Source organism: Brevundimonas sp., assembly GCF_004210735.1.
GTDB lineage: Bacteria > Pseudomonadota > Alphaproteobacteria > Caulobacterales > Caulobacteraceae > Brevundimonas.
This window is the reverse complement of record NZ_SDZL01000007.1, coordinates 19,179-32,049: the sequence shown is the minus strand read 5'-3', so window position 1 is coordinate 32,049 and position 12,871 is coordinate 19,179. Positions and strand designations below refer to the sequence as shown.

Annotated in this window: 14 protein-coding genes and 1 tRNA gene; 5 read left to right on the top strand and 10 right to left on the bottom strand. The window is 66.0% G+C overall.

Annotated elements, in window-relative coordinates; genetic code table 11:
- Entirely contained in the window at nucleotides 1–540 is a 540-nt protein-coding gene (locus EON91_RS02545) for a hypothetical protein (RefSeq protein ID WP_292091384.1), read from the top strand.
- 41 nt (nucleotides 541–581) lie between these two features.
- On the opposite strand, the gene EON91_RS02540 is transcribed toward EON91_RS02545, so the two are convergent.
- Nucleotides 582–1,226 carry a hypothetical protein gene (locus tag EON91_RS02540; RefSeq protein ID WP_292091383.1) on the bottom strand — a complete coding sequence of 215 codons (645 nt, stop codon included), beginning with the start codon at nucleotides 1,224–1,226 and terminating at the stop codon, nucleotides 582–584.
- Between EON91_RS02540 and EON91_RS02535 the strand changes: the two genes are divergently transcribed.
- Entirely contained in the window at nucleotides 1,225–1,617 is a 393-nt protein-coding gene (locus EON91_RS02535; RefSeq protein ID WP_292091382.1) for a hypothetical protein, read from the top strand. The genes EON91_RS02540 and EON91_RS02535 overlap by 2 nt on opposite strands.
- Nucleotides 1,566–2,666 carry a site-specific integrase gene (locus tag EON91_RS02530; RefSeq protein ID WP_292091380.1) on the top strand — a complete coding sequence of 367 codons (1,101 nt, stop codon included), beginning with the start codon at nucleotides 1,566–1,568 and terminating at the stop codon, nucleotides 2,664–2,666. Before EON91_RS02535 ends, EON91_RS02530 begins: the two co-directional genes overlap by 52 nt.
- On the opposite strand, the gene EON91_RS02525 is transcribed toward EON91_RS02530, so the two are convergent.
- The 5 genes from EON91_RS02525 to EON91_RS02505 all read right to left on the bottom strand — a co-directional run bounded on the left by EON91_RS02525 (nucleotide 2,663) and on the right by EON91_RS02505 (nucleotide 5,388).
- The gene (locus tag EON91_RS02525) at nucleotides 2,663–3,145 is read right to left on the bottom strand and encodes a hypothetical protein (RefSeq protein WP_292091379.1); all 483 of its coding nucleotides are present in this window, start codon (nucleotides 3,143–3,145) and stop codon (nucleotides 2,663–2,665) included. The two genes, EON91_RS02530 and EON91_RS02525, sit on opposite strands and share 4 nt — an antisense overlap.
- Before the next feature lies 1 nt (nucleotide 3,146).
- Nucleotides 3,147–3,476 (bottom strand): STAS-like domain-containing protein, encoded by a 330-nt coding sequence (locus EON91_RS02520; protein WP_292091378.1) that lies wholly within the window; start codon nucleotides 3,474–3,476, stop codon nucleotides 3,147–3,149.
- 11 nt (nucleotides 3,477–3,487) lie between these two features.
- Nucleotides 3,488–4,402 carry a hypothetical protein gene (locus EON91_RS02515; RefSeq protein ID WP_292091377.1) on the bottom strand — a complete coding sequence of 305 codons (915 nt, stop codon included), beginning with the start codon at nucleotides 4,400–4,402 and terminating at the stop codon, nucleotides 3,488–3,490.
- A gap of 237 nt (nucleotides 4,403–4,639) precedes the next feature.
- Nucleotides 4,640–4,716, bottom strand: a tRNA-Arg gene (locus EON91_RS02510).
- 102 nt (nucleotides 4,717–4,818) lie between these two features.
- A complete protein-coding gene (locus tag EON91_RS02505) occupies nucleotides 4,819–5,388 on the bottom strand; it encodes a hypothetical protein (RefSeq protein ID WP_292091376.1) in 570 nt (189 codons plus the stop codon).
- 115 nt (nucleotides 5,389–5,503) lie between these two features.
- Between EON91_RS02505 and EON91_RS02500 the strand changes: the two genes are divergently transcribed.
- On the top strand, nucleotides 5,504–7,231 hold the full coding sequence (locus tag EON91_RS02500) for a gamma-glutamyltransferase family protein (RefSeq protein WP_292091375.1): 1,728 nt from the start codon (nucleotides 5,504–5,506) through the stop codon (nucleotides 7,229–7,231).
- A gap of 5 nt (nucleotides 7,232–7,236) precedes the next feature.
- Here EON91_RS02500 and EON91_RS02495 read toward each other — a convergent pair whose 3' ends face one another.
- The gene (locus tag EON91_RS02495) at nucleotides 7,237–8,088 is read right to left on the bottom strand and encodes a lipid A-modifier LpxR family protein (RefSeq protein ID WP_292091373.1); all 852 of its coding nucleotides are present in this window, start codon (nucleotides 8,086–8,088) and stop codon (nucleotides 7,237–7,239) included.
- 157 nt (nucleotides 8,089–8,245) lie between these two features.
- Nucleotides 8,246–10,129 (bottom strand): ribonucleoside-diphosphate reductase subunit alpha, encoded by a 1,884-nt coding sequence (locus tag EON91_RS02490; protein WP_292091372.1) that lies wholly within the window; start codon nucleotides 10,127–10,129, stop codon nucleotides 8,246–8,248.
- A gap of 290 nt (nucleotides 10,130–10,419) precedes the next feature.
- Here EON91_RS02490 and EON91_RS02485 point away from each other — a divergent pair, with 290 nt between their 5' ends.
- Nucleotides 10,420–11,163, top strand: coding sequence for a phosphatase PAP2 family protein (locus EON91_RS02485; protein ID WP_292091371.1), 744 nt, complete (start codon nucleotides 10,420–10,422; stop codon nucleotides 11,161–11,163).
- Nucleotides 11,164–11,176: 13 nt separating this feature from the next.
- On the opposite strand, the gene EON91_RS02480 is transcribed toward EON91_RS02485, so the two are convergent.
- Both EON91_RS02480 and EON91_RS02475 read right to left on the bottom strand, forming a co-directional pair.
- Nucleotides 11,177–11,980, bottom strand: coding sequence for a metallophosphoesterase (locus EON91_RS02480; protein ID WP_292091369.1), 804 nt, complete (start codon nucleotides 11,978–11,980; stop codon nucleotides 11,177–11,179).
- Complete coding sequence (locus EON91_RS02475) at nucleotides 11,964–12,743, bottom strand: hypothetical protein (RefSeq protein WP_292091368.1); 780 nt, start codon at nucleotides 12,741–12,743, stop codon at nucleotides 11,964–11,966. Before EON91_RS02475 ends, EON91_RS02480 begins: the two co-directional genes overlap by 17 nt.
- Nucleotides 12,744–12,871 lie beyond the last annotated feature (128 nt).

Here is a 12,871-nt window from a genome sequence, read left to right as displayed (position 1 = left end):
ATGACCGCCAAGACCTATTCGCGCGGCGCGCTGCACCGCTTCCTGTATCTGGAGGACATCCTGATCGGACACTCCGATGGCATCGACGGCGACCGCCTGGCCGCCGGCCTGACGTGGGCTAAGACCGGCCAGGCCAATCTGGAAAACACGGACCTGATCAACCTGTTCGCCTCGCCCCACGTCGCGGCGGCGGAAGAGGCTGAATGGCAAGGCGACCCGATCGCCGAGGCGAAGAGCGATCTGGTCCGGATCACGGTCGAGGCGACGGCCCTCGACATAGCCGATCCCGACACCCTCGAAGGCGCCGCCGCCCTGGCGCTGGCCGAGGCCAGCTGCGCCGCCGAGAAGTGGCCCGCCTACAACTCCGCGCACGAAGGCTTCGCCGTTATCAATGAAGAGTTCGACGAGCTGAAGGCCCACGTCTGGACAAACCAGGTTCGTCGCGACCTGCCCGCCATGCGCGGCGAGGCGATCCAGCTGGCCGCCACGGCCCTGCGCTTCGCCGCCGACGTCTGCACCGAAGGGCGGGGACGGAAGTGAGCCTGTCACCCGTCTCATACGAACCATTTTCGCCTAGCTGGCTAAGCCACATCCAATCGAGCCACCACTTCAGCATGGGTGAGGCTAGGGCGCCGTTCAACGAGGCGGGCCAGATCAGTCACAGCGTCGGCAAGCGCGGCCGCTGTATTGGCAATGAACTGCGCCGCAAGGGGGTCGATATGGCCTGGCGCGGGCAAACCCGCGACGAGGCCTCTGCCAAGCCTCTGCACTTGCCGGACGCGGCGAGCGATCGGCGCGGACCTTACAGCGATCAGATCCAAAGCGCTCAGGCGCTGCTCGGCCAAGGTGACCTGGGCTCGGAGCCCCGCTTCAAGAGTGGCCGGCACGATGCCGTGACGTTGCCCGGCCGTGACAACTGCATAGGTCCAGCGGCCCATATCAAAGGCCGCATCGAGCGCGTCCTGACGAGCTGTGCCCGCGTCCATTCGCCGAATGATCAACGGGACAGCGATCGCCAGTACCGAGGAGAGAAAGATCGCCACTCCCGCGACGAGCGCTTCCAGAGTGACGGCGTCGATCCGGATGACAGCGCCTTGCATCGCTGGAAGGGCAGCCATGAAGGCGAGCCAAATGGCGCATCCGCCCGCACTGATCCAGTCACCCCGAGTCATGCCTACACGGTGCCACGAGTGGATGTCGCCAGCCAAGGGCGTCAGCGCTGACATGACCGCCGCCGCCCACGATATCCCTCAGGCCTGGCCGCTGCTGCTGTCGCGGGACCAGCTGTGCGCCTACCTGGGCGGTCTGTCGTGGGACACGGTGGCCAAGATCCTGCCGGTCGCGCCGGTCGACCTGGGCGCCAATGTCCTGCGCTATCCCCGGCCGGCGGTGGACGCCTGGGCGGCGTCGTTGCCGCCGCGTCTGCCTCGGGCCTTGCGGGGGGAGGGGGAGTCGAGTCAGCCTGCGCCCGCCGCCGATCCGACGGCCCCGGAAAGCCGCACCAGCGCCGCCGCCGAACGGGCCCGGCTCAGAGCATCAGGAGGACGGGCCAGCGCCCGGCGCGAATGGAAAAAGTCCCCCACGTCCAGCGCATCAAGCGCAGCAGCGGCCGGGTAGATCTCTACTTCCGCAAGGGCGACTTCCGCGAAGGCCCCCTCCGGTCCGCCGACAACACACCCGAGCTGAAGGCCGAGGTGGGCGCCATCCTCGCCCGGATAGAGGCGACGATCCGCGCCGCCACGCCCAAGGCCGGAACGGTCGGGGCCATGCTCAGGCAGTACAACAAGTCGGCCGAGTTTCTGGCCCTCGCGCGCAGCACCCAGCGCGCCTATCAGCGACTGATAGACGAGATCGACGCCGACGCCGGCGACGTGATGGCGGGCGAGGTGACGGCCGGCTGGGTTCGCGACATGCGCGATGCCTGGGCCGTGCGCGGATACAAGGCCGCGAACGATCGCCTCCAGGTGCTGAAGAACGCGCTCGAGCCTGCGATCGACGACGGCCGGATCCCGGACGATCCGTTCGCCCGCCTCAAGAAGGTCCGCCGCCCGCACGATTCGGACGAGGCGCACCCGACGTGGGAGGATGCAGAGGTCGCGGCCGTCATTGAACTGGCCATCGCTCGCAAGATGCCGGGCCTCGCCCGCGCGGTCGCCCTGGGCCGCTGGGGCGGGTTCCGGCGCGGGACGATCTGCAACCTGCCGCTCAACGCCCGCACCAGGGCCATCAACGATGACGGCCTGCCCGAGCGCCGGATCTACTGGGTCACGGAAAAGCGCAAGGTCCTGGTCGACGCGCGCGAGGATGCGCGCCTGACGGCCCTGCTGGCCAGGACGCCCGACAAGGCCCTGACCATCGCCTACAACCGCAAGGGCGAGGTCTGGAAGGAACGCCAGCTGAACCAGGCCATCGACCGCATGATCGAGACACTGGCCAAGGATCAGAAGGTCCGCCCCAACCTGACCATCCACGGCCTCCGCCACGCGCGCGGCGTTGAGCTGGCCCTAGCCGGCGCCACCGACGGCGAGATCATGTCCCAGCTGGGCCACGCCACCGACCGCGCGGCCAAGATCTACCGCCGCCAAGCCGACCGCCGCCGCATGGCCGACGCCGCCCAGAACAAGATCGACAATGTGGTGAAGCTGCGGGCGACGCGGCGCGCCTAATCCAGCGAGCGTTTGCCAACAAAGGCAGCAAACTTCGCCTTGCGCGTTTTAGCGATAGCTGCCCGCAGACCCTGCTGCGCATCCCGCACAGCAGTAACGGCCCCCGTCGCATCCTGGCCAAGCTGAAGCGCGCCACTGGATGACGGGTCGCATTGATCTAGAGAATCGGAAAAGAGCGTGAGGGCGCTTATAATCGCCCGCTCACGCTTGCCGAACTGTCGGTCCAAAAGCACGCCTAGGTGGCTACGCAACGTGAAAACATTAGCGATAGCTTCGGGACTATGGTGGCTTCCGGCGTGCATTCGCAGCACGTGTTCGCCTGCGGAAGTCGCTTCGTCGACCTGGTCAAAGGCGGAGTTCACATCCGCCACCATATCCTTCAGGCGCCCGCCCAGAAAGCCTGTGCCGACAGCCGCCAAATACGTAAGGACGTGGCCGCCGACTTCGAGCAGCGGCGAACCCCCATCGGCCACCGCCATCCTAGCTCCTTTTGCGCTGAGCGTCCGCCTGTTGGATATAGCGCCAGACTTGCTGTTCGCGGGCAGAGTCGTCAGCCACCACCTTTAGGTAGCGTCGGATCTCGTCATACGAATACCCCGCATCGACGAGACCGCCGAAGGCCTCTTCCAGGAAGGAAGGAGCAAGCCCCTTCGTGCCGCGAAGATCCACACGGACATGCTCATGCTTCTTCAGGCGCGGCTGGAGATACTGAACGCGGAACCGCTCGCCACTAAACGGCCATAGGTGCGCTTCGCGTCCCATGGGGTGGGTCGAGTAGTCGCGCGCAACATTGATTATCACGTCACCCATTTCGCCCTCCCTCACCGAGCTCCGCCTATTCGCCACTCAATCATAGTTCCGTTAAACTTTTTGCTAAGGGGAATGGCGCGTTCTGTCGCAGGCTCATCCCCGCCAGGCTTGCGATACTCATACAGCGCCCCGCCGCTGATTACGGACACAGCGCCGGAAACTGCTTCATGCTCCACTAGGCCAATCATGCTGGGAAAGCCCCGACCGCGCCGGCCGGTTCCATAGCCTTCTCGCCGCGCCCGTGCGACGGCCTCAAGCAATTGAGCATCAGTAGCGGCGGACTTGGTTGCAGGCTTCAACTTGGGGTTTGCGTTCCAGAATTCTTCCAACGCATCCTTCATCCGAAATGGGGCGATAACGGGGATGCTATGACCGTGATCCAGCGCGAATAGCAGCAGCTCACCGGTTTGATTGTCCGCATGGCCAGCGATCCACCATTTGCGCAGCGCCTCAGCCTTGGCCTGCTGTCGGAGCCACTCCGGAGCATCGGAATTCAGCTCGTTCGACTGCGACTGAAGCGTCAGGGCCCAGCGTTCTACGCCCTTTATATAGGCGTGCCCTGCGATGTTAGCCATCGCTTCACTTAGAGCCTCGTGAATGTGGGCAACAAACTCCTCGTTGCCGAACAACGGCTGAGCGACCTCAGCCACTCGCTCGAGCTCTCTAGACAGCTCGGCCGTGACAGCCGTTCCAGAGACGACCGTTATTGCGTCAACTTCGTCGTCGTCCGTGACCAGGCGCGGCGTATCGAAGTTCAGATGCTTGTAGAATCCTAGGCCGTGAAGCCTTCGGCATGGGTCAAGCGTCGATGGGCTGAATCCGTTCAGGCAACGGGGGCGCCTGATCAACGATCGTTCGATCTGAGCGGTGACGACAAGCGCAGCGCTGCGGGAAATTTCCTCACAGTCCGAAAGATCCAGGTCCACTCCGGGACCATCCTGCGTCAGGTCTTCGACTTTCGAGATTACATTGAGAAGGGGGACAACGGATGAGGCGCTGATGCCCAGGACCCGGGGAGCCCTAACTACTGGGCGCTCACTAATCCGTGGCGGCCTCTGCCCCATATCCTCGTCCGGTGCCGAGCCTGTAACAGGCGCTGTAACTGGGCTGTAACAACATCAGCCTCAGCAACCGTGCTGTCGGCCTAAAGCACTGAAAAGAAATGGCGCGCCCGGAACGATTCGAACGTCCGACCCTCAGATTCGTAGTCTGATGCTCTATCCAGCTGAGCTACGGGCGCGCTGTCGCCTTGCGGCGAGGGCCGGGTATCTAGCGGGTGCCGACGGAGGGCGCAAGCGAGGAATCACACCCTGCCGTCTCTTTGTTTCATTGAGCGCCCGGATTAGCCCTCGGGCTTCAGAAGATCGGCAGGCACAGGCCACTCCGGCGTCTCGGCCGCCCAAGCGATGGAGATCACCCACCAGCGCTTGCCGTCGTTGAACGCCTGAATCGCATTGACCCCCCGCATGAACGGTTCGGCGTCGCTCTCGGCGCGCCGCGCTTCGTAGGACGAGGAGATCTGGGCTGTGGGGCCGTACTCACGCACAGACCGACCGATCTCACGTTCAAAGAAGCCGTTCTGGGCGAACACCGGGCCGTTCTGGGTGATATAACCGTCCGGCGTCAGGACGCGGGCCGTCAGGGTTCCGTCCGCGCGCCGGCCGCTGGGGACCAGGGTGGCGCCGGGATAGAAAAGCGAGCGGAAGCGATCCCAGTCTCGAGGCCCCGCGTCGCCCGACACGGTGTCGTAGAGCGCATCCAGAAGGCCGTCTAGGGTGGTCAGGCCCGCGTCGTCGTCTTGAGTGGGGGCGGGCGCGGCGACGGCCGTCGATTGGGCCATGGCTGGCGTGGCCAAGGCGGGTGAGACTTGCAGGGCGCCCGCGAGGGCGAGGGCCGAAATCAGATGACGCATTGGAATCCTCCCGATGTTTTGAGGCGTCGGGGACAGAAACCGTCACGGTTACGGCTTGGCCCACACGCTTCGAGCCACTAGGCGTAGCGCATCCCCGTACGCTGTAGGAGCCGCCATGAACCCGGTTCGTTGGAAAACGGTCGCAATCCTGACCGCTGCCGTGATCGCGCTCGGCGCCTGCGGTTCGACATCCCGAAGCGTAGTCCCCGCCCAAGGCATCACGGTTCCGGACGAGATGGCGCGCGGGCCCTTCATCTCGGCGGCCAATCCGCTGGCGGTCGAGGCCGGGATGCAGGTGCTGGGGCGCGGCGGCTCGGCGGTTGATGCGGCGGTGGCGGTGCAGGCGGTTCTGGGTCTGGTCGAACCGCAATCATCCGGGCTGGGCGGCGGCGCCTTCATGATGGTCTATGACGCCGCGACCGGCGACCTGACCGCCTATGATGGACGCGAAACAGCGCCAGCCGCAGCCACGCCCGAATTGTTCTACGAAGACGGCAAGCCGTTGCCGTTCATGGAGGCGGTGCTGTCGGGCCGATCGACGGGCGCGCCCGGCGCAGTAGCCATGCTGGCGCAGGCGCAGGAGGACCATGGCGTCCTGCCCTGGAGCCAGCTGTTCGGCGACGCAGAGCGGCTAGCGCGGGACGGCTTCGTCGTCTCGCCGCGCCTGGCCGGGATGATCGCCCTGACCGGCGGCCAACCGCGCACGCCCTGGGCCAATGCCTATTTCACCCGGCCCGACGGCGCCCGCTACGCCGCTGGCGACGTGCTGCAGAACCCGGCCTACGCCCGCACTGTGGCGCGGCTGGCGGCCGAGGGGCCGGACGCCCTGTATCGCGGCGAACTGGCGCGCGAGATCGTTGCGGCGGTGCGGGCGGATCCCCGTCCCGGCGGTCTGACCGAGGCGGATCTGGCCGCCTATCGCCCGATTGAGCGCGAGCCGATCTGCCGCCCGTATAAACTCTATGTCGTCTGTGTGCCTCCGCCGCCGTCCAGCGGTGTGGCCCTGTTGCAGTTGCTGGCGATGGCCGAGCAGACTCCGGCCATCGCCAGTGGCTCCCAGGACGCGGACGCCTGGGCCGCCTTCGCCCAGTTGCAGCGGCTGATGTACGCCGACCGTGACCGCTATGTCGGCGACCCGGCCTTTGTTTCGGTTCCGGTCGCGGGCCTGCTGGACCCCGACTATGTCGCCTCGCGCGCCGCCCTGGCGCCGACGCTGACCGGCGCGGCGCTGGCCGGATCGCCCCCCGGCGCTGGCATACGCGCGCCGGACGCGACGCATGAGCCGGCGGGCACCTCGCATTTCGTCGTCGTGGACGCCCGGGGCAACGCGGTCAGCATGACCACCACGGTCGAAAGCCTGTTTGGCTCGGGCCGGATGGCGGGCGGGTTCTTTCTGAACAACCAGCTGACCGACTTCTCCTTCACGCCCGCCACGTCGGACGGCGTGCCGGCCGCCAATGCCGTGGCGGCAGGCAAGCGACCGCGTTCGTCCATGTCGCCGGTCATCCTGCTGGATCGACAGGGTCGGTTTGTCGGCGCGCTGGGTTCGCCCGGCGGGTCGTCCATCCTGGCCTATAACGCCAAGGCGCTGATCGGCGTGGCTGACTGGCGACTGGGCGTTCAGGCGGCGTTCGACCTGCCCAATCTGGTGGCCAAGGGCGACGGTTTCGGCGCGGACACCGAGCGGTTCAGCCCGGACCTGCGCGACGGGCTGGCGGCGCGCGGTGTGCGATTGCTGCCCAATACGTCCGAGAATTCGGGCCTGCACGGCGGTGTCTGGCGGGATGGTCGCTGGGACGGCGGCGCCGACGACCGGCGCGAAGGCGTGGCCCGGACGCAGTAGGCGCGTTACTCGGGTTTGATCGACAGCTGGAAGGCGAACAGACCCTCGGTCACGTCGTTCTCCAGCGCGCCGGTGTGGCGCAGGGCGCCGGGTTCAATCTCGCGATAGACCAGGCCGACCGAGCCCTGCATGGCGCCCCGGCGATAGGCCACGCCCAGCGAGGCGTCGCCCAGGAAGTTGCCGGAGTCATGGCTGTATCCGGACCGCGTGAAGTCCCCGTCGCGGTTGCGGGCGAAATTATAGCCGACCGCCCGGCCCGAGCCAGCGGCGTACAGATACCAGCGCGCGCGCTCGCCGAACGCCTCATGACCTTCGGGGACCAGCCGGTTCAGGCCCGAGCCGATACGCAGGGTGGCTCCGGCCTCGGCGGTGCCGCCTTCGCTGCCGATGCCGACGCCGGCGTGCGGGGTCAGGCTGACCTCGAGACCCGAAGGCGTGCGGCCGCTGGCGGCCTCCCAGCCCCGGATAAAGCTGACGTCATAGGTGTCGGGCTCAAGAATCGCGGCTTCATTCAGATGGGGCGGCACAGGCGCGCCGTCAGCGCGGCGCAATTCCCCCCGGGTCCGCAGTCGCAGGCGATCGGTGAAGCCTTCGCCGTCGCTCCAGATGTCGCGACGGGTCGACGCCAGCCCACGGGCGTCCAGCATCCGCAGCCGGTCGCCAATCACATCGTCAGAGGCGACGCCGCGGTCCAGGCTGGCGGCGAAATCGCGGGCGTCATCCTCGAACCGATCCACGCGCCAGTCGATGGTGGCGGGTTCCGCCGCCCACAGGTCGGGAGCGCGCACCTGGGCGATGGCGGCGGTCGTGCAGACCACCGTCAGACCCAGTCCGGCCAAGGCTCCCAACAGGCGCATCAACGGTTCCCTCCCAAGGTCCGTCAGCGGTTTCGACAGCCTCCTATAGAAGGGGGCGTCCCGCAAACGACTTTTTCGCGACGTATTCTCGACACAGGCAACGTCGCGTCCCGGGGAGGGGTTCCGGCCTGCGTTCAGGCAGGCCGGGTGTCAGCGATTACTGGCAGGCCAGGCACTCGTCATAGTCGGTGCGGGCGACGGCGAACAGGTCGGGCTGGTTCGGATCGATCTCGGCCTCGGCCTTGTCGTCGGCCCCGGCGAAGGCGGCGCGCTGCACCGACTTGGACCGCAGATAATACAACGACTTGACGCCGCGCTCCCACGCCATCCAGTGCAGCATGTGCAGGTCCCACTTGTCGACGTCACCCGGCAGGAAGACGTTGATCGACTGGGCCTGGCAGATCTCCGGCGAGCGGTCGGCCGACAGTTCGATGATCCAGCGCTGGTCCAGCTCGAAGGCGGTCTTGAAGATCGCCTTCTCGTCCTCAGTCAGCTGATCCAGATGCTGGACCGAGCCTTCGTGTTCCAGGATCGACGACCAGACCGCCTCGGTGTCGATGCCCTTCTCACCCAGAACCTTTTCCAGATAGGGGTTCTTGACCGCGAACGAGCCCGACAGGGTCTTGTGCGTATAGATGTTGGCCGGGATCGGCTCGATGCCGGCGCTGGTGCCGCCGCAGATAATGCTGATCGAGGCGGTCGGGGCGATGGCCAGCTTGTGGCTGAACCGCTCCATCACGCCGCGCTCGGCGGCATCCAGGCACGGCCCCTTTTCTTCGGCCAGTTTGACGCTGGCCTTGTCGGCCTCGCGGCGCAGGTGCTTGAACAGGCGCATGTTCCAGCTCTTGGCCATGGCGGATTCAAAGGCCACGCCCTGCGCCTGCAGGAACGAGTGGAAACCCATCAGGCCCAGACCGACCGAACGCTCGCGCTTGGCCGAATAGACGGCGGCCTTCATGTCCGACGGCGCGCGGCGGATGAAGTCCTCCAGCACATTGTCGAGGAAACGCATGACGTCCTCGATGAACTGCGGCTCCTCGCGCCATTCCAGGAAGGTCTCGGCGTTGACCGACGACAGGCAGCAGACTGCGGTCCGGTCCACACCCAGATGGTCACGGCCCGTGTGCAGCATGATTTCCGAGCACAGGTTCGACTGCTTGACCGACAGGCCCAGGTCGCGCTGATGCTGCGGCATGGCGCGGTTCACGGTGTCCGAGAAGATCAGATAGGGCTCGCCCGTCTGCATCCGGATATCCAGGATCTTGGTCCACAGGCCGCGCGCATCGACCGTTTTCCTGACCTCGCCGTTCTTGGGCGAGAGCAGATCGAAGGTCTTGCCGTCGCGCACCGCCTCCATGAAGGCGTCGGTGATGTTGATGCCGTGGTGCAGGTTCAGGGACTTGCGATTGAAGTCGCCCGACGGCTTCCGGATCTCCAGGAATTCCTCGATCTCCGGGTGGTGGATGTCCAGATAGACGGCGGCCGAGCCGCGGCGCAGCGAGCCCTGGCTGATCGCCAGCGTCAGGCTGTCCATCACGCGGATGAAGGGGATGATGCCGGACGTTTGCCCCGCGCCCTTGACCTTTTCGCCGATGGAGCGGACGCCGCCCCAGTAGGTGCCGATGCCGCCGCCGTTCGAGGCCAGGGCGACGTTCTCGTTCCACACGTTCTGAATGCCGTCCAGGCTGTCGCCGACCGCGTTCAGGAAACAGCTGATCGGCAGGCCGCGATCCGCGCCGCCGTTCGACAACACTGGCGTCGCCGGCATGAACCACAGCTTGGACATATAGTCATAGACGCGCTGGGCGTGGTCGGCGTCGTCGGCATAGGCCGTGGCGACCCGGGCGAACATGTCCTGATAGGACTCGCCCGCCAGCAGGTAGCGATCCTCCAGCGTCTTCTTGCCGAAATCGGTCAGAAGCGCGTCGCGGGTGCGATCCAGCGTCAGGCCGGTAACCACCTTCAGCTGGGGACGATCCGTCGGGATCGCGGCCGCATCAGCCAGAAATTCCGTGGTTTTCAACGCTTCGCCTACAGCCATGACACGCCCCGTCGCCCTGTGGATAACGCCAGATGTTGTGTGGACAACACCTGAACTTGCTAAATCTTGGGTTAAGGCCGGTACGTCCGCAACAAAACAATTTCGCGCGACAGCAGATTTTCCGCTTGCATGCCCAAGGGGCGGGCCGAGGCCGCTTCAAAGTTAAAATGGGCCGGAGCCCATCGTCTGGATTCCGCTCGCCAATCATCCGGAGACCGTCAGAATCGACCCAATTCGGCACAGGCGATCGGCGGCACGGAACGCGCAGCCAGCTTGACCGTTAGCGGGCCATGGCTCCGCACCCGACCGCCTTCCTGACCCGCGCCCTTCGTGTCGCCCGGACCGAGATCGGCGCCGTGGTCGCCCTTCTGGTGCTGGCCCTGGGCGTGCTGACCTTCATCGAACTGGCTGACGACATGCGCGAGGCGGACGGCCAGGCCTTTGACCAGGCGGTGTTGCACGCGGTCCGGCCCTTTACCGACGATCCGGGACGTCCCTGGGGGCCCTGGTGGCTGCACGAGGCGGCGGCGGATATCACCTCGCTGGGCGGCATATCGGTGCTGGCCCTGTTCGCCCTGATCGCCCTGGGTTTCCTGGTGATCCAGAGGAAGCGGCTGTCGGCCCTGCTGCTGGTCATCGGCCTGGGCGGCGGCGTCGCCCTGAGCGAGGGCCTTAAGGCCGTATTCGAGCGCGAGCGCCCGCCCCAGGTTTATCAGGCGGTTGAGACCCTGAACGCCAGCTTCCCGTCGGGCCATGCCCTGCTGTCGACCGTCTTCTATCTGACGCTGGGGGTCATGCTGACCCGCGCCTTCCCGCGCCGCCGATTGAAAGCCTATGTGCTGGCGGTCAGCGTCGTCATCGCCCTGCTGATCGGGCTGACGCGCATCTATCTGGGCGCCCACTGGGCTTCCGATGTCTTCGCGGGATGGAGCGTCGGCGCGGCCTGGGCCATGGTTCTGTGGCTGGCGGCGTATGCGCTGGAACGCCGCCAGCGTGTGCGCGGCGCCGCCCTGCACGACGAACCGTCTGCCTGAGAACTGGGCGGCTTCAGACCTCGAACACGCGATACGGCGTGTCACCCAGCGTCCGCAGCACCGGCAGGGCGACGTTGTAGACGGGGACGCCGCGATTGGTCCGGCCCTCGGGCGCGCCGCGATGGGCGTGGCCGTGGAAGACCAGCTTGACGTTCTCGTAGCGATCGACGGTTTCGGCCAGGCGGGAGGATCCGAGGAAGGCGTGGATTTCAGGCGGCTCGCCCACCACGGTCTCGACGATCGGCGAATAGTGCAGCAGCACCACGGCGCGCTCGGTCCGCAGCGAACGGATCGAGGTCTCGATATGGGTGGCGTCGTCCACCGCCTCCTGGACGAAGGCCTTGACGGCCTGTTCGCCAAAGCCGCTCAGCATGTAGCGGCCGAACCCGCCGACGAATCCCTTGCCGCCGCCAAAGCCGACGCCCTGGATTTCATAGCTGCGGCCGCCGAAGATCATCTGCACCCCGGCCTCGCACAACATGTCGCGCACCACCTCGGGCTGGCCGCATTCGTGCTCGTGATTGCCCAGCACGCCCACCATGGGGATTTTACAGGCGCGGATGTCTTCGGTCAGGATCTCGACCTCGCGGGTCTTGCCGAAATTCACCAGGTCGCCGCACAGGCACAGGACATCGGCGTCCTCACTGACCCGCTCGAACAGTTCCCGATAGGGGTGCTGGGACGCCTCGCCGACATGCAGGTCGCCGACCGCCGCGACGCGCAGCGTTTTCGCCGGTCCGGCCTCCATGCCGGGCTGGGGAGTCTGCAGGGCGGCGTCGCTGGTGTCAGCGGGCGGCGTTTCAGGCGATGGGGTCATGGCGTTCCTCCAGCCCCTTGCCCACGACGTCGCCAAAGCCCCATTCGGTGATGTCGGCGATATAGTCGCGCGGGCTGAACAGTCGCCCGCGACAGACCTTGACCCGGGGCGCCGGCAGGTCGACCTGGGCCTGCAGCCGACCGATCAGTTCGCTCATCAGCCAGGTCGGGACACGGCCCCGCTCGGTCGGATAGGCGAACCGGAAGTTCAGCAGATGGGCCAGCAGCACTTCCCAGTAGAGATCCATCTGGTCCAGCAGGCTCTTCCAGTTGATGGCGTCCGACTGCTTCAGGATGACGTGGTTCACATCGGCCCCGTCATAGCGATAGCGGTCCTGGATAAAGACCTTGGACAGGATCAGGGCCGTGGGCGGGGTGATGGTGACGGTGTGGCCATAGACGTCGATCGTGTCCTCGCCGAACCAGCTGTCGGACACGGCGATGGTGCCGTTCGACATGGCGAAGATCACATCGAAGAAATGCTTGTCGTCCTTCCAGACCTTGGCGATCCAGCGCTCGTCCTCGACGTCTGTGCGGTAACCGCGGGCCTGGAAGAAGGCCAGGATGCGGGGGTAGTCGCCTGGCTTGCAGAAAACATCCAGATCCTTGGTGGGGCGACGGATGCCCGTGTAGGCGGTGACCGCATAGGTGCCGGACAGCAGGAAGGGCACACCCGATTCCTTCAGCAGGCGCAGCGATTCCTCATAGAAGGCGATAGCCTCGGGCGGCGGGTCAAAGGACGGTTCGGTCACGGTGTCTGACATCGGGCGCTCCTCCAACAGCGCGAGGCTGAAGGAACGGTGGCGCGACAGTCGGGGTTCCGGCCACGCTGGCGCGGACGTTTCCGTCCCCAGGATTCTCCCCATGTTTGGGCCGGGCGAACACCACATTT

Excerpts from the sequence above, each read along its gene's own strand:
- EON91_RS02540 (WP_292091383.1), bottom strand. The coding sequence starts at position 1,226 with ATGTCAGCGCTGACGCCCTTGGCTGGCGACATCCACTCGTGGCACCGT.
- EON91_RS02525 (WP_292091379.1), bottom strand. The coding sequence starts at position 3,145 with ATGGCGGTGGCCGATGGGGGTTCGCCGCTGCTCGAAGTCGGCGGCCAC.
- EON91_RS02490 (WP_292091372.1), bottom strand. The coding sequence starts at position 10,129 with ATGGCTGTAGGCGAAGCGTTGAAAACCACGGAATTTCTGGCTGATGCG.
- EON91_RS02520 (WP_292091378.1), bottom strand. The coding sequence starts at position 3,476 with ATGGGTGACGTGATAATCAATGTTGCGCGCGACTACTCGACCCACCCC.
- EON91_RS02530 (WP_292091380.1), top strand. The coding sequence starts at position 1,566 with ATGGAAAAAGTCCCCCACGTCCAGCGCATCAAGCGCAGCAGCGGCCGG.
- EON91_RS02480 (WP_292091369.1), bottom strand. The coding sequence starts at position 11,980 with ATGACCCCATCGCCTGAAACGCCGCCCGCTGACACCAGCGACGCCGCC.
- EON91_RS02485 (WP_292091371.1), top strand. The coding sequence starts at position 10,420 with ATGGCTCCGCACCCGACCGCCTTCCTGACCCGCGCCCTTCGTGTCGCC.
- EON91_RS02535 (WP_292091382.1), top strand. The coding sequence starts at position 1,225 with ATGACCGCCGCCGCCCACGATATCCCTCAGGCCTGGCCGCTGCTGCTG.
- EON91_RS02475 (WP_292091368.1), bottom strand. The coding sequence starts at position 12,743 with ATGTCAGACACCGTGACCGAACCGTCCTTTGACCCGCCGCCCGAGGCT.
- EON91_RS02505 (WP_292091376.1), bottom strand. The coding sequence starts at position 5,388 with ATGCGTCATCTGATTTCGGCCCTCGCCCTCGCGGGCGCCCTGCAAGTC.
- EON91_RS02500 (WP_292091375.1), top strand. The coding sequence starts at position 5,504 with ATGAACCCGGTTCGTTGGAAAACGGTCGCAATCCTGACCGCTGCCGTG.
- EON91_RS02495 (WP_292091373.1), bottom strand. The coding sequence starts at position 8,088 with ATGCGCCTGTTGGGAGCCTTGGCCGGACTGGGTCTGACGGTGGTCTGC.
- EON91_RS02545 (WP_292091384.1), top strand. The coding sequence starts at position 1 with ATGACCGCCAAGACCTATTCGCGCGGCGCGCTGCACCGCTTCCTGTAT.